This window comes from Paraburkholderia phymatum STM815, assembly GCF_000020045.1.
In the GTDB taxonomy this organism is placed as follows: Bacteria; Pseudomonadota; Gammaproteobacteria; order Burkholderiales; family Burkholderiaceae; genus Paraburkholderia; species Paraburkholderia phymatum.
Map to the genome: position 1 here is coordinate 325,006 of NC_010627.1, position 15,227 is coordinate 340,232.

General features: G+C 60.5%; 11 protein-coding genes and 2 pseudogenes. 9 read left to right on the forward strand and 4 right to left on the reverse strand.

From position 1 onward, the window contains the following. Window positions 1–23: 23 nt before the first annotated feature. The 3 genes from BPHY_RS37355 to BPHY_RS37365 form a co-directional block, all read right to left on the reverse strand. A complete protein-coding gene (locus BPHY_RS37355; RefSeq protein ID WP_012406643.1) occupies window positions 24–848 on the reverse strand; it encodes a DUF932 domain-containing protein in 825 nt (274 codons plus the stop codon). A 51-nt stretch (window positions 849–899) separates the two neighbouring features. After that, on the reverse strand, window positions 900–1,313 hold the full coding sequence (locus BPHY_RS37360; RefSeq protein ID WP_012406644.1) for an antirestriction protein: 414 nt from the start codon (window positions 1,311–1,313) through the stop codon (window positions 900–902). A gap of 650 nt (window positions 1,314–1,963) precedes the next feature. Further along, window positions 1,964–2,500, reverse strand: coding sequence for a hypothetical protein (locus BPHY_RS37365; RefSeq protein ID WP_233445525.1), 537 nt, complete (start codon window positions 2,498–2,500; stop codon window positions 1,964–1,966). Window positions 2,501–2,840: 340 nt separating this feature from the next. Between BPHY_RS37365 and BPHY_RS37370 the strand changes: the two genes are divergently transcribed. From BPHY_RS37370 to BPHY_RS37410, 8 genes are all read left to right on the forward strand, one after another. Next, window positions 2,841–3,098, forward strand: a complete 258-nt coding sequence (locus tag BPHY_RS37370; protein ID WP_012406646.1) for a hypothetical protein — start codon at window positions 2,841–2,843, stop codon at window positions 3,096–3,098. 2 nt (window positions 3,099–3,100) lie between these two features. Further along, window positions 3,101–3,466 carry a plasmid mobilization protein gene (locus tag BPHY_RS37375; protein WP_012406647.1) on the forward strand — a complete coding sequence of 122 codons (366 nt, stop codon included), beginning with the start codon at window positions 3,101–3,103 and terminating at the stop codon, window positions 3,464–3,466. Between the two features lie 15 nt (window positions 3,467–3,481). Beyond that, window positions 3,482–3,715 carry a hypothetical protein gene (locus BPHY_RS37380; RefSeq protein ID WP_146174491.1) on the forward strand — a complete coding sequence of 78 codons (234 nt, stop codon included), beginning with the start codon at window positions 3,482–3,484 and terminating at the stop codon, window positions 3,713–3,715. 3 nt (window positions 3,716–3,718) lie between these two features. Continuing rightward, window positions 3,719–6,778, forward strand: a complete 3,060-nt coding sequence (locus BPHY_RS37385; protein ID WP_012406649.1) for an LPD7 domain-containing protein — start codon at window positions 3,719–3,721, stop codon at window positions 6,776–6,778. Between the two features lie 134 nt (window positions 6,779–6,912). After that, window positions 6,913–8,043: an IS110 family RNA-guided transposase gene (locus BPHY_RS37390; protein ID WP_012406494.1), complete on the forward strand. Its 1,131-nt coding sequence runs from the start codon at window positions 6,913–6,915 to the stop codon at window positions 8,041–8,043. A gap of 990 nt (window positions 8,044–9,033) precedes the next feature. Next, window positions 9,034–10,275 carry a cystathionine gamma-synthase family protein gene (locus tag BPHY_RS37400; protein WP_012406651.1) on the forward strand — a complete coding sequence of 414 codons (1,242 nt, stop codon included), beginning with the start codon at window positions 9,034–9,036 and terminating at the stop codon, window positions 10,273–10,275. 375 nt (window positions 10,276–10,650) lie between these two features. Beyond that, the gene (locus BPHY_RS37405; protein ID WP_012406652.1) at window positions 10,651–10,950 is read left to right on the forward strand and encodes a hypothetical protein; all 300 of its coding nucleotides are present in this window, start codon (window positions 10,651–10,653) and stop codon (window positions 10,948–10,950) included. A gap of 625 nt (window positions 10,951–11,575) precedes the next feature. Beyond that, window positions 11,576–13,306, forward strand: a complete 1,731-nt coding sequence (locus BPHY_RS37410; RefSeq protein ID WP_012406653.1) for a methyl-accepting chemotaxis protein — start codon at window positions 11,576–11,578, stop codon at window positions 13,304–13,306. Between the two features lie 984 nt (window positions 13,307–14,290). Here the strand turns inward: BPHY_RS37410 and BPHY_RS37420 are convergent. After that, window positions 14,291–14,657: pseudogene (locus BPHY_RS37420) on the reverse strand (antibiotic biosynthesis monooxygenase family protein). A 52-nt stretch (window positions 14,658–14,709) separates the two neighbouring features. Between BPHY_RS37420 and BPHY_RS37425 the strand changes: the two are divergent. After that, window positions 14,710–15,171, forward strand: a pseudogene (locus BPHY_RS37425) (MarR family winged helix-turn-helix transcriptional regulator). Window positions 15,172–15,227: the final 56 nt, after the last annotated feature.

Here is a 15,227-nt window from a genome sequence, read left to right on the forward strand (position 1 = left end):
GGCCTGCAGGCCGGGCATCCGGGTTAGCCGCGCAGGCGGCGCAGTTCGTCGGCGAGTATCCACAGGGCCCGGTTGAGCCGGATGTTTTGGTCGATACCGGTTACAGCGCGGGTCGTGGTGGGCCGGCCATTTGCATTGCGCCCGTGAAGTCCACCGCGAAGGATGTTTTCCTGCACTCGCGAGAAAGTACTCCAGAGATCCGGTGCGCGATCCTCGACGCGACGTGGGGCGAGTAGTTGACGTTCGGTGACCGGCGCGGGCTTGCCCTCGTCATACCGCAGCGCGAGCGCCGCCCGGGCGAAGGCCGTCTGCTCCCCCTCATCAAGTACCGAAGCCATCATGCCTTCTCGCTGTTCCGCAGCGGCCTCGAAACGGTCGAGCATCCTGAACGCGCCTTCGATGACCTCGCTGACCACATCGCCCTTGTGCGGCACGCGGATATCGGCGATGGTATCGCCGCACACCATGCCGTTCTGACAGACGAAGCGGAAGCAGCCCCCCAACATTTGACACACGCTTTGCCCGTTGTGTGAATTGAGCAAAATAATTTCGTTTGCTTCGTGACCGTCGCTCTCCCCATGTCGCAGGCGGAGCATGTGCTTTGTGTAATGGCGCATTCCCTCGTTGCGCACGCGTGTCTGGCAAACCATGAAAGGCTGGAAGCCTTCCTTGCGCAGGGCGTCGAGCACATCAATGGTCGGGATGTAGCTGTAGCGTGCGGAGCGGCTTTCATGCGCGCCTTGAGCAAGGATGGAGGGCGCGACCTGTGCAATCTCGTCATTCGACAGCGGGCGATCCGAACGCAGGGCGACGGCATTACGGCTGAAGCGGCTTGCAAGCGTATTCATGCTGTTCCTCACTGAAAGGAGAGACCCCGACCGGCCGGCCGGGGCGATGTATCAGTCGATGGCGCGGAGGATGTTGGCGGATTCCACGTGCTGCACGGCGAACTCGCGCAGCAGGTGATAGCGCTCGATGATGGCGTCGTCGAGGGTCTTTTCCGCGAGATGGCAGAGGGCGAACAGCGTGACGGTAATGCCGAAGGCGTCAGCGCCCATCATGTCGCTGTAGCCGTTCAGATGCCAGCGCACGTGCACGCGCGAGGCCTTGGCAGGGGCCATATAAAAGCCGCCGTTGGACAGCGTGAAGAAGTGCCATAGCCCGCCCTGATAACTGGAATCAAGGCGCGATGCCCAGTCATACACATAGGACTCGCCAGTGAGGTAGTGGCGGCCAAGATAGTAAGGAAGGACATTCAGGCGCAGTTCCTCCGGTACAACAGCGGAGGTAATACGGTCTTGAGTCATGGTCATCGGAATTCTCCGGTTAGTGACCGAAAAACATTTCGGCCTCACTTTCAGTATAGGACAATTTGCCCGTTATAAAATGTGAAAGCGCGCCCACTCCGATTTAATTTTTCTAAGCCTATTTTCTATTGATATAGAGATTTTTTATTCTGTAATTAGGGCAATGTAACCTATTAAAACGTGAGCCTATAGTGCGTCTGATCCCAACCGGAGAGAGCGAAGAAAGCAGAAAACCGATCAGCCGGAATAAGTGGCACCGAGTACGGGCGCATCGAGGTAGACGCGGGCGAGCTATTTCGATCACGTACCGAAAGCGCGCATCGAGGATCTGATCAGCGAGGGCCTGTCACCGTGAAGCTGCAGCGGAGCTACGCGGCATGAAGAAGGGCGACGCGGCGGCAGCTGCGCAGCTTCGCCGTTCGGAGTAGGGCTGGCTTCCTGAAGTGCTGCGTAATCGCGAGGTGCCAGAACATCGGATCTCCCGCCATAACGACGGCGAAGACGATGACACTGGCGATGAGGTGGATGCCGATGCGAGCACCGACGGAACGGAGGCAAGTTGCGCTCGCCGTGCGCCCGTATCGAGGGCCAAGGGATCTATGCAAGACGCATTTGGATAGGTTCCGCCCGAGGCAACGCGGGCGGTGCGATACGGGTTAGCGCCTGGGTCGGCTGCCGTATTTGCGTGCTATTTCATCGAGTCCAGTGCCGGAAAGCAGGGGCTGGTCGTATTGCTGCGCTTCAAGCTTGATCAACTGCATGCGCGACAGGTGCGGGTTTTCGGCGGCGAGTTCATCGAGCGTCCTAATGCCTGCGCGGGGCGAGGCAGTCGAAGGCGTGGGCGCATGCGGAGCGGGTGCCACTTGCCTGACAGGGGCAGCGGGTGCAGAGATGGGTGCAGGGGTAGGCGCGGGCGATGCAGGATGGGTGAGGGGTGAGCGTATGCGGTTCGGTGCGCGACGGCCCTGGCGTTTGCGGATGCGATGCAGGGCGTTGTCAAAAACAGCGAGACTCATGGTGAGGCCGCGCTTTTGCAAACGGGCGTGGAGCTCGCGCCTTGAGACACCGCGCGCGATGGCGGCATCGATTTGTTCGATCAGATCGGCAAGCTGCGCGGTCTCAGAGCGGGTGGTGCTGGTTGCGGGCGCATCGAGCAGGTCTTCGGCGACTGCGGCGAGGTCGGTGAGTGGCATGGCGAGGTCTGCGGAGAGTCGACGCTGACTGATGGTGCTACAAACGTGCTCAATAGTCAAAAATGCGTGGTAACTGAAGCTTTATCAAAGCTTCAGTTATGCGAATTGATGCTTGAACGGTGCAATATAGGTGCTACAGTGCTTGCTATAGAGTGGCGGATCGAGGCACGTCGGATATGTTTACGCATCGCTACGCGCTTCGTAAAATATCGCGTGCCAAAGGGGCGAGGCCCCCTTTGCAACCCCGACGCGGGCCACTGCACCGCGTCCATCGCGTCGACAATTCTGTCGACGACACTAAGCACTGCCTGGTATGCAATACAGATAGGAGGCGCTTGTGATGATTCCGGACAGCGAATGGGTGATCCAGTTCGTGAAGTGGCCGCGCGCGAATGATTGCAACAGCCGGCCGCGCTACCTGCCGTGGGCCGGGTACACGCATCCGATGAGGGGCGATCAGGCGATGTGGGTTCTCAGCGAATGCGAAGCGCACTGGCCAGCCTATGAATTCCGCGCGCATACGATCAACAACGGCGATGAAACGCGCTTCGCGTTGCCAGGTCTGTCGGCAGACTGGACACATCCAGCGGAACTCTGACGATGCCACGCAGGAAAAGCAACGATGGTGCAGGACTCGGCAAACCGATCGCATTCCGGCTGTCAGATGCGGACCGTGCCGCCTATCTCGAAAAGGTGGCCCGAAGCGGGCTCACGCAATCGGAATTTTTCAGGCAGGCGGTGCTGAAGAACCGGACGCAGGTGATCGCGCGGCCGGTCGCCAGCGTCGATCGCAAGCGGCTGCTGTACATCTTCAACAAGACCAGCAACAACCTGAACCAGATCGCCCATCGGGCGAATTCGGAACATGTAAGCGGTCAGCTGTCGGAGGTGACCTATGAGGAACTGCTCACGCAGCTGCAACTGATCTCGCGGTATCTGAGATGCTCACTGGAAAAGGTGGACTGAATGGAGACCGGATCCATGGGAATCGATCGCAAATACCCTGCCATTCTCAAGGTCCTTGCCCTCGAGAAAAAGCTGCAGGCCGAGAAGAACAAGGAAGGGGAGGCCGCGCGAGCGCTGCGCGCGGCTGACTGCGCGGAAGCGAGGCAAGCCGTGGAGGCAGCCCGGCACACATTGCCCACCATCGTGTATTCAACGTTGCTCCGTCGCGTCGAGCAGTGCGAGCAGTTACTCGCACAGCGGGGACAGTGAGCCATGCTGATTCGGGTGCGCGGTTATCACGATGGCATAAAGGCCTATCTGGAGGACGGCCAGAAGCAGGACCGTGAGTTCGAGCGCGACGAGATGGACGAGCGGGTGATTCTGGCGGGCGATCTGGCGCTGACCAACGACATCATCCAGTCGATGGATACGCAGGCAGAACGCTATATCAACGTCACGCTGTCGTTCAAGGAAGATGAGGTCTCGGGCGAGGTGCTCGCGGACATCGTACGGGAGTTTGAGGCGTTCGCGTTTGCTGCGTACCGGCCGGACGAGTACAACTTCTATGCAGAAGCACATGTGCCGCGTCTGAAGAGCTATGCCGACCGGCGCAGTGGCGAACTCGTCGAGCGCAAGGTTCATCTACATGTCGTGATACCGGAAGTGAACCTGCTCACGGGACGACGGCTGGAACCGTTCGGCAAGGTTGACCGGCATCACCGGTTCCTCGAAGCATTCCAGGAGCATATCAACGCGAAATACGGACTGGCGAGTCCGAAGGACAACCGGCGCGTGCTCTTCACCGACGCGTCGGAGATGATCAGCCGGTACAAGGGCGACGTATTCGAGCCGATGAACCGCGAACTGAAGGCCGCGATCCTCGAGGCGTTGATTGCGCGCGATGTCAAGCATTACGAGGACTTCAAGGCGCTGCTCACGGAATTCGGCGCGACACGCACACGTAACGCGGGCCGCGATGGCGAATACGAAAACATCAGACCGCCCGGCGCCGCGAAGGGCGTGAATCTGAAGGAATTCGTGTTCTCGCGCGAATTCATCGAACTCGATGCCGACGGCAAGCGCGAAGCGCTCGATCACAATGTCCATGAGGAATACATCGAACCGGGGGTACCGCGCGTGACGCCCCAGCACTTTCTCGATGCCCTATTCGAGTGGAACGATATGCGGGCCCGCGAGATCAAGTATCTGAACAGCGGAAGCAGCTTCTACAAGTCGTATCAGGCCGCGTCGCCGGTAGAACAGCGGCGCATCCTTGAACATCGCGAACAGCGGTTCTATGACGCAGCAGGAGGGCTCGATGAGCGAACACGACGCAGCAGTGGTGGATCAGGAAACTGGCGAGATTGGCGAGAGCGGCAACGCCCGCAGCCGTGGTACGAGCCGCAGCTCACGCAACACGAACACCGGCGGCGGTGGCGACGAGGCGCGGATCACGACCTTGACGCTCGCTTCGATCGACCCCGCCCGCCGACCGGATGCCCACACGGTGTGCGAGGTGTGCCCGGCCGCAGTGTGGATGGCGACACCGCGCGACGTCAAATGCTTCTGCCGGCTGATGCACTACTGGAGCTGGGAGACCACCAAGCCGACCGAATTGACTCACTGCGATGGACTGGCGATCGCGAGCGAACGGGAAGAGAACAGCTAGATCCACGAAGCAGCGGCAGCAATCCGCTGCTCGACGCGATCGCGGCACGCATGTACGGCGCGTGGGACAAGGCGGACGATGCAGCGCGGGTGCGCCTTGCGGCGACAGCGGCCGACAAGTTCATGCGTCGCGACGGATCGCCCGGCGATCAGCAGCACGCCGTCCGTTCGTTCGGTCTGGATCCGCGACTGGTCGGTAGCCGGTTGCGGGCAGCGTTGGGCCCGCGTAATGAGATCTGTAGCCTTGCAGACGTCCAGTCGCTCGATGCGGTCAAGTCGCTTCCGTTTGCATCGTCCGCAGCTGGCAACGCGACGCCAACAGTTCCGTTCAATGCACGCGCGCGATCGGCGACGGGCCGGGAAGCAGATACCGTTCGGGACCAGTTCGCGCGCGATCTTGTGGAGTCGCGCAGTGTCCGTCGCTCGCGCGAGCGGACGGAATTTGCAGAGATCCGCGCGACCCTCGATGCCAGCCGGCTGCTTGCCGCACTTGCCCACTCGCACGGGCTGATCGTCGACAAGTACGACATTGGCAAGGGTGAGGACGGCGGTGACCGGATTCGAGCTGGCTCACGCAATCTGAACGTGTCGGACTTCTTGACAAAGGAAATGAACCTGTCGTGGGACGAAGCTGCACATCTGCTACGCGACGCATATCGGGCGCAGACGGGACGCAGCCCCGGTCATGCGCCGCGCCACACGCCCGAGCGTGATCTGTGGGGCGAATTCCAGCAGTGGCGTGCAGCGTATCGCGACGAACTGCGTCGTGCGTGGGATGCACAGGCGCGGCACGATAAAACGAGACGTATCGATATCAAGGCGGCCTTCTACCGCGCCCGTAACGACCTCGCGGATCGCAACGATCTGCCGGTCAGCGAGCGGCGCGAGAAGCTGTCGGCGGCACGTGTCGCTCGCCTCGAGGCTGAGGCCGCGCTGCGCGAACGGATCGCGAACGAGCGTCATGCGCTCAAGGCTGCCGCTCGCCGGCCGATCGCGGACCAGTACCAGGACTTCCTGCGGGAGCGCGCACGGGCCGGTGACGCACGCGCGCTGCGCGAACTGCGCCGCATGCAGCAAATCCGCCTGCAGGCGAGGAGCGCCGATGACGAACGCGGTGTCATTTTCAGTGGTCCGTCACATGGCGTGCAGCGACCGTCCGCGTCCGATCGCAACGAGATCATCTATCACGGGCCGACGATCACCTACGAGGTACGGGCGAGCGGCGAGGTCGACTATCGCAAGGACGGTACGGCGTTCCTCGTTGACGAGGGCCGCTCGCTGCGACTGTGGGATAGCGAGCGCGACGCGATCGAGATTGCGCTGCGTTTCGCGCAGCAGAAGTTTGGCGCCACGCTGTCACTGTCCGGTCCCGAAGCATTCCAGGCCGCGGCCGCGTGCATTGCGGCCGACACACGCATGCGGATCGTGTTCGACCAGCCCGAGCTCGAGAGCATCCGGCAGATGCGGCTTGCGGAGCTCGATGCCGAGGCACAGGATCGTCGAACCGCACGGCGCGAGCGCGACGCACGGGAACGCGACGAACTACGCGACGCCATGCGTAATACGCAACTACCTGTCCGCGACGGCCAACCCACTGCAGCCCAGGATGCCGAGCCACCCGCTGAACCCGATGCACCCGGCAGCGGGCCGGATATCAAACGCTGAATCACTAGGCAGTATGACTTCACGTGAGGTAGAGGCTGGCCTGCCGCGAGGTATCAAACGCGGGTTAGCATTGCTGCCAGAGCCGCACGGTGTGGACGGCGCCACACCCGGCGATTTCCCGCACGGAGGCCAGCATGGAAAACGATAGCACGCTATACGTCGGCCTGGACGTTCACAAGGACTCGATCACGGTCGCCTATGCACTCGGCACCGGCGAAGTCGAACTGCTTGGCAGGATCGGTACGACGCAGAACAACATCGATCGCCTGTGCAAACGCCTGCAGTCCAAAGCGCGCCGCATACGCGTCGTCTACGAAGCGGGCCCGTGCGGCTATGGGCTCTACCGTCAGCTCGTAAAGAAGGGCTTCGACTGCATGGTGTGCGCACCGTCACTGATTCCCAGAAAGCCCGGCGAGCGCGTCAAGACTGACCGGCGCGACGCCATAAAACTCGTGCGCCTGCTGCGCGCCGGCGATCTGTCGGCCGTATACGTACCCACCGTAGAGGATGAAGCGTTCCGTGATCTGGCACGTGCGTGGGTCAGCGCCAAAGACGATATGAAGCGTGCACGACAACGCCTGAAGGCCTTCCTGCTCTCACATGGCGTGCGCTATGTGGGTCGTGCCGACTGGGGGACCGCGCACCGTCGCTGGCTAAGCGCGTTTTCATTCGACAACTTTTGGCAGCAACTCGCGCTCGACGAGCTTCGGCGCACGATTGAGGACCGCCTGGCGCAATGCGAGCGTCTCGAAACCGCCCTGCGCGAGGCGGTCCTCAACTGGCGCTTCTATCCTGCCGTACTGGGCCTGCAGACGATGCGCGGTGTGCAGTTCACTACGGCCGTAGGCATGCTCGCCGAGCTGGGCGATCTCTCACGCTTCGTGCACCCGCGCCAGCTAATGGCCTGGCTCGGCGTGACCCCGTCAGAACATTCCTCCGGCAACAAACGGCGCCAGGGCAGCATCACCAAGACGGGCAACAGCTATGCAAGAAAGCTGTTAGTCGAGGCCGCCTGGAGCTACCGGCACCCGGCACGGGTGAGCCCCGACATCCAGCGGCGACACGAAGGCATCCCCAAGCCCATCATCGATCGCGCCTGGGACGCGCAGTTGCGACTATGCCGGCGTTATCGCAAACTCGTCGCGCGCGGCAAGCAAAAGAACATCGCGGTGGTCGCGGTCGCCCGCGAACTCAGTGGATTCATCTGGGACATCAGTCGGCTGGCGATGTCGCTCGCTGTACCGCGCGAGGTGCACGCCGCGTAATGCAACACCTGCCCCCTGACCTCACCCTAACCTCTGGAGGAAGAGTTTCCTGAAGGCGGCGTAGCCCGGCACGCGAGTAACCCGCGAACGGACTACGCAACGGACAGCATCCGAATTGCGACACTAGATAGCGGCAGGCTCGTTGGGCGGACCTCTGTAATGCGGTAGCCAACCCGCGAATATCAGTGTGATCCACCGTCGAGATTTACTGCTACGTCGCTCTCAGGAAATTCACATGACGTGTACACGACAACCTGAAAACTGATCCCATTGACACGTGAAGTCATATCAGTCCGGGAAGAACCTGATACCCTGGCTGCAATCGCCGCGCGGCAGCGTGCCATTCATGCGCGAGTCCTCATTAGCGGCATGCCGTCCCGGGTGGTGCATCTGCGAACCTGTGTCAACAGCAGCGCCGGGGTGATCGTCGCATTTGCCTTTGGCCTCGCAGCCGAGGACGAATGCTCCCGTCATCCGGATGCCAGCGTTCGCAGACCGCGGGTCCTATCGAAGGTCAGGTTCTTTGTGCTGTCAGCGACGTGGCCTGCTTCGGACATGCACGGAGCGGAGGGACCGGCGAAGTGCTGCGCCTGCAGTCGAATAACGATGTTGGCATATCGCGTCGAGAACTCCGCTCGTGCAATGAAGCAGGGCATTCATCGCCCGGCAACTGACGGACTGACCGCTGACACTCAACGCGCCCGCATTGATTCGCAGGCGCTCGAAGCGAAGCCCGTTTGCGCGGCGGTCAAAGGCCATGTAATGGTTGCGGAGAGTGGCGAGATAGCGTGGCGGCGTCGCTGCGCCTGTCTTCGATACATGGAGCGCGCCGCTCGCGCCTATCGGCATATGCGGCCCGCTGAAGTGCCCGGGCGTCAGGCGCATGATAGAGCTCGCCGGTGCTGCAGCAGGCGGTGCTGAAGATTCGCGGGCTATGGGTTACCGGGGATAATGGCCGGAAAGCAATCGACTTGAGAAGCGGAGAAAAGGATGGACGAGCAAGGCTTTACCACAGGCATCGTTCACGGCGACAGGATCGCGGGCACTGAGCACGGCGGCGTGCATCAGCCGATTCATACGTCCGTGCAATATGGTTTCGAGCGCGTCGAGGATCTGATCGGCGTGTTCCAGGGCACGAAGAAGGGCGGCTTCAATTATGCGCGGCAGGGCACGCCCACAACCGCCGCGCTCGAACGCAAGATCACGAGCCTCGAAGAAGGTGTCGGCACGGTCTGCTTCAGTACCGGCATGGCCGCGATCACAGCGACGTTCCTCACGCTCTTGCGAGCGGGCGATCATCTGGTATCGAGCCGTTACGTGTTCGGCAATACTAACAGCCTGTTCGGCACATTGAGGATGCTCGGCATCGAAGTCTCGACCGTCAATGCATGCGATGTCGAGAATGTGAAGAACGCGATCCGGCCGAATACACGCATGGTGTTCGTCGAGACCATCGCCAATCCGGGCACGCAGATTCCCGACCTGCAGGGTATCGGCGACGTGTGCCGCGAGCGTGGCATCGCGTATATCGTCGACAACACGATCACCTCCCCGGCATTGTTCAGGCCGAAGGCGGTTGGTGCGAGCCTCGTCATCAACTCGCTGACGAAGACGATCGCGGGTCATGGCGCCGCGCTCGGCGGAGCGGTGACAGATACGGGCCTCTTCGACTGGAGCGCATACCCGAACATCGCCGATGACTATCGGCGTACGACGGCCAAGGAGCAGGGGCTTTTGCAGATCCGCAAGAAGGGGTTGCGCGACATGGGCGCGTCGTTGTCGTCCGAGCAGGCGCACGCCATCGCGATGGGCGCGGAAACGCTCGCCTTGCGCGTGAAGCAAAGCAGCGACAACGCGCTCGCACTGGCGCAGTTTCTGGAAGGGCACAAAGCCATCGGCAAGGTGTTCTATCCTGGCCTGAAGAGCCATCCGCAATACGAGATCGCGCAAGCGCTATTCAAGAGCGCATCGTGGCTCTTGTCGTTTGAACTGCTTCACGCGGAGCGCATGATCGAAGTCGTCAACGCGCTTGAGCTGCCGATTAAGGCGACGGGTCTCGCCGACACGCGCACGCTAATCATTCCCGTTGCGCCGACGATATTTTTCGAAGCCGGCCCGGAAACACGCAAGGAGATGGGCATTTCCGACGGCATGTTGCGCCTGTCGGCGGGCATCGAGGATATCGACGACCTGATCAAGGATTTCTCGCAAGCGCTCAAGTTGGCGGTGTAACGCGTTGTGGGACAGGTTTCGACCTGTTTCGTTGTGTGGCGGCGGACCGCCATGACCTTCGTCAGAATGAGGCCGCCAGCAACGCGCGGCAAAAAGGCCGGAAAGGCGCCCGCCCGAGCGGAAGCCCCAGGAGATGCTTGTGTCACTGAGCATTCCACGACAGTTTCAGGCCCGCGGAATTGTTTCTCGCATGCCATGACTGTGTATCAAGGTGGAAGCGGTCAATTCTATTCGCTTACTGCGTACAGCAATCTTTCCGTTGTGTCGAACCCAACACCCACCGTCATCGCCCGGCAGGTTTGCTCTGGATGTGCAACGATAGTCGTGCAACTCGCACCTGTCTGAGCACGCTAGACAACCCAACGGGGAGGGTAGATGAGAGAAACCACCAAGACGCTATTCGTCGCTTCCGAGGACATTGCAACAGCGTTGAGCCTGCTGGAGAGCATTGAGGTTGAGGTTGGGTTCGATAGCGATGATCCGGAGAGCATCGAGCTGGCGATTCTTGCCGTCGAGGAGGCGATCAATACTCGCCTGAGTGGCCATCGCGGCGATGCACGTATTGAATCAGCCATCCTTCGCGTCAAGCTGGACTTTCGGTGCGCGATCCTTGATCAGGCCTCGTCCGGTGATGACGATGATGAGGCCATCAACAGCGTTCACACCCTGCATTGATGATTTCCGGCCCATACACCCGATCGCCAGTTGGCATCGGGTGGGCCACGTCATGTAGCGCTGAACTGATCCGTGGCTGTGACGATAAATTCTCGAACTTCTCGAGCAGCACGACACGATGCTGCAGCTCAACAACAGGAATGCCGCAGATACTGATCGTTGCAGACGCCTGTCCGAAATTAGTATCTTTATCGCCCCGCGCGGAGGGGTCGGGATTCCTGTATTGCTGGGCGGTCAGTCAGTATTTGCGAACGTCACCTTTTGCTTTGATCCTGACCGCGCAAGTCCCATCCGGTTTTGCCGAAAATCGCGTTGTCGAATTCGTTCGAGCCACTTCATCACGTTTGAATGCGCTAACGGCACCGGCATTCGCTAGCGACAAATCGGCTCATTATTATTGCCGTCTGTTTCCGATCGTTGCGAAACGGGTTTGACGGCGTGGAATTTCAGTTTGCGGCTTGAAGAAATGTTCGTGGCGGTGGGAATCATGCGAATCGGATTAATTCCCTTTTTAAAGATCGCGTTCTTTTCGCCGATAAGAATATCAGCGGCATTTACTCCATTTCCCGCGTTATCGCTGCGCGGTTTTTAATCGTAAGTGCATCAATAACAAAAAGGGCCGGTCGTGAAATTTCTGAAAAATCTGAAAGTAGTTTCCCAGCTCGTACTGGGTTTTGCCGCTGTTATCGTTCTGATGGTCGGGCTCGGTGTCTTCTGCCTGATCGAGATGAGCGGTGAAAATGCGCGTGTCGCAGAGTTCCGCGACAACTGGTTGCCGAGTGTGCGCAGCAGCCTGCAGATGCAGGCCGGCCTGCGACAGGCACGGATCAATGAATACCGTGCGGCCAGCAGCCAGAGTCCGACGTCCGTCCAGGAGGCCGAGGCCCGGATTGACGCAGGCCTGGCAGAGTACCGCAGTGCTGCCGCCGAATATGAAAAGCTCGTTAGCGAGCCGGACGAGAAAACCGCCTATGCCAATATCCAGACACTGATGCCGCAATACGTCGACCTTGATCGACAGGTGCGAGTGCTGGCCAGAGACGGCAAGGCGACGGAAGCGATGGCCCTGCTGACTGGCCAGTCGTCTACTGTTCGCGACGCCCTCGAAAAGGACGTCAGGACGATCGTGGAGATCAATGTGGCGGGGGCTGCACGCGAGGGGGAGGCAGCGAGCAAGGCGTACTCACGGACAATTGCCCTCGCGATCGGATTCATCATGGCGGCTGCGATACTGGCGCTCGGTGTGGCGCTGTTCATTGCGCGCGGTCTGGCGAGACAGCTCGGCGGCGAGCCTCGGGATGCAGCGAGCCTGGCAGGCCAGATTGCGGCCGGCAACCTGCGCATCGGGGTTCCGTTGAAGGCGGGGGACCGCTCCAGCCTGATGTTCTCGCTGGGAACCATGAAGGACCAGCTGACTGTAATCGTGCAGGGCATCAAGACGTCCAGCGAGTCGATCTTTGTCGCTGCGGGCGAAATTGCGCAGGGCAACACCGATCTGTCGCAGCGCACGGAAGAACAGGCGGCATCCCTCGAGGAAACCGCATCGAGCATGCAGGAATTGACCGCCACGGTCCGCCAGAACGCCGACAATGCGAAGCAGGCGACCGTGCTCGCCACCAGCGCATCGGCAATCGCGCAACGTGGCGGTGAGGTGGTCGGGCGCGTGGTCGAAACCATGCACGGTATTTCGAACAGCTCCAGCAAGGTCACCGAGATCATCGGCGTGATCGAGGGTATTGCCTTTCAGACCAACATCCTCGCGCTTAACGCCGCCGTCGAGGCAGCTCGCGCTGGCGAACAGGGGCGCGGATTTGCAGTAGTGGCAGGTGAAGTTCGCACGCTTGCCCAGCGCAGCGCCACGGCGGCGAAGGAGATCAAGGAGCTGATTGGCGAATCGGCCACGCGGGTCGAAGCAGGCTCACGGCTCGTTGAAGAGGCGGGTGGCACAATACGCGAAGTTGTTCAGTCGGTGAAGCGTGTGACCGATATCATGGGCGAAATCTCGTCTGCATCCGAAGAACAGAGCACTGGCATCGAGCAGGTCAATCAGGCTGTCACGCAGATGGATGAGGTCACCCAGCAGAATGCCGCCCTGGTCGAAGAAGCATCAGCCGCGGCTCAGTCGATGGCTCAGCAGGCGCGGGCACTCCGCGAAGCAGTCGCAGTGTTCCAGGTCGGCGGTACCGGATCAGCAGGCGAATGGTCCGCCATGACAGCACCTCGGGCGGCCGCGAGCGCGACGGCGGGGACGCCTGCGAAACCGCTGCAGGTGCCTCGCGGGCACGGCACCGCGACGGAACCGGCCGCAGCCCGCTCAGCTTACGCCGGAGCGGAACACGAATGGCAAACGTTCTGATTGTTCGCCGGGGAAAACAGGGTTGGCAAGTCAGGCGGCGAGTGAGAAGCGTTTGGGGCAGCATGCCGCGTTCGCTCGACGGGACGCGCGATCCGGCCGGCTGCGGCTAATTGGGGTATTCATCCTTTTAGTGCTAAAAGTGACGGTAGCAATTCGCCGAGCCACCTGAGATCAAATTTTTCAATCCAGCGAATCGCCCGAGACCGAGCGATTCGCAAGTGGACATTTTTAAGACCCGGCCGCCATATTTCGCACCAACGGGTCATGGCCCGCATTGCGCTCGACGCATTTTGCCTGAACGTTTCAAGTCTCTCGCTCAAGTCGCCATTTATCACCGCGCATCGGACCTGGCGAGCAGATGGAAGGTGTCGCTCCTGATCGAACAGAGTTCTGTGTCGAGAGCAGCGCAGGAGCGATCGTCGCGTTTGCCTCTGGCCTCGCGGCGGAGGACGAACGCTACCATCCGGATGCCAAGGTTCGCAGAACGCGGTTCTGACGAAGGTGAGTTTGTCGTTGCTGATGAGGATCGAGCGATCCTCGCCTACCGAATTGCGCCGGCCGACCTTGCACACTACGGCCTCCTCGTTGAGAAAGAAGAGCCTTTCTGTGTGGTCCGTTTCAATGGCGCCGTATTCCAAACCCTCGGTCCACCCAACAACGAGGAACTGGTCCAGCACGTGCTGTACGCAAAAGGCTTGTGTCCCTACGGCGCATATGAGGTCCTTGGCAGCGAGCCTGGTTGTGGAGTAATGGCCAAACATTGCGCTGCGCCATTTCATCTTCACTTTCGAAGACAGTAGCTTCGAATGCGTCGCATGCAGTTGCGAAACTTGCAGGCATCTTTGCGGCGTCTGACATCGCACGAAGCGAGGCTTTTTTGCGGTTGCGAAGAAGACGGGCGGAAGGTCGTCTTCCTGGCGGCCGTTGGACGGCGGGACTCGTCGCTAGTCGTGCTCAGGATGTCGCTGCGCCCGTCGCAAAAGCCTATGTGACGCAAATCCCTGGCACCGCAACTTTCTGAAACAGATGTGGACTGGCAGCGGCCGACGACGGATAGGTTGAGACCTTCGCCCTGAACTCGGGATGTGTGAACGCAGCCCTGAAATGAGCGGTGGATTCCCAGACGGCGTAATTGAGATACGTTGGACTTTCGCCGACCGCGCGGTGGAGTTGGGTGGAAATGAAGCCCGGCTGACGCTTCATGAATTCTGCGTCGTCTTGCCAGACTTTGAGGAATGCCTGCTCATCAGCCCTTTTCCAGCGTGAAGACGTTCACCAGGACGACAGGCGAGGCATCGATTGCAATCTGACGTTCTATCGGAAAGGCAGGGTCGAGGGGGCGGATGTGCATGTCAGACTCCTTCCGAGGATAGTCTATATAGGTTCAATGGATATGGTGATAGATGCGCAAAACCAAGCGAACGCCTGCTGGAACGGCCTTGACCAACACGATTCCGAACCTGTTTCGGCTCAACAATCGACTACTCTCGGCGGGAGACCGTCTGGTCGCCGAGCTGGGCTTGACGAGTGCCCGCTGGCAGATTCTTGGCACTGTCGCCGCAGCTGCGCGGCCGCAGCCGGTCGCGTGGCTCGCGCGCGACATCGGAGCGCACCGCCAGAACGTTCAGCGCATCGTCAACGAACTGGCGACGGAAGGACTCGTTTCGTTTGAACCCAATCCGCACCACCGACGGGCAGCTCTTGTCGTATTGACGGACAAAGGGAAGCAGGTGGTCGAGGATGCGATGCACCTGCAGGTGCCATAGGTCAACAACCTTGCGAAAGACCTTCAGGTAAAAGACCTGGAGACGACACACAAAGTCATCACGAGGGTGCTTCGGAAACTGGAAGGCGACGGCGAATAGCGACCTGGCCCGCTGACCGTTGAAAGACTGGACGCCAGTGCGTCGCGGCGACTACG

Bases quoted from the DNA above. Each gene is read 5' to 3' on its own strand.
- BPHY_RS37385 (WP_012406649.1), top strand. From the start codon at position 3,719: ATGCTGATTCGGGTGCGCGGTTATCACGATGGCATAAAGGCCTATCTG.
- BPHY_RS37400 (WP_012406651.1), top strand. From the start codon at position 9,034: ATGGACGAGCAAGGCTTTACCACAGGCATCGTTCACGGCGACAGGATC.
- BPHY_RS37380 (WP_146174491.1), top strand. From the start codon at position 3,482: ATGGGAATCGATCGCAAATACCCTGCCATTCTCAAGGTCCTTGCCCTC.
- BPHY_RS37370 (WP_012406646.1), top strand. From the start codon at position 2,841: ATGATTCCGGACAGCGAATGGGTGATCCAGTTCGTGAAGTGGCCGCGC.
- BPHY_RS37365 (WP_233445525.1), bottom strand. From the start codon at position 2,500: ATGCCACTCACCGACCTCGCCGCAGTCGCCGAAGACCTGCTCGATGCG.
- BPHY_RS37405 (WP_012406652.1), top strand. From the start codon at position 10,651: ATGAGAGAAACCACCAAGACGCTATTCGTCGCTTCCGAGGACATTGCA.
- BPHY_RS37355 (WP_012406643.1), bottom strand. From the start codon at position 848: ATGAATACGCTTGCAAGCCGCTTCAGCCGTAATGCCGTCGCCCTGCGT.
- BPHY_RS37375 (WP_012406647.1), top strand. From the start codon at position 3,101: ATGCCACGCAGGAAAAGCAACGATGGTGCAGGACTCGGCAAACCGATC.
- BPHY_RS37390 (WP_012406494.1), top strand. From the start codon at position 6,913: ATGGAAAACGATAGCACGCTATACGTCGGCCTGGACGTTCACAAGGAC.
- BPHY_RS37360 (WP_012406644.1), bottom strand. From the start codon at position 1,313: ATGACCATGACTCAAGACCGTATTACCTCCGCTGTTGTACCGGAGGAA.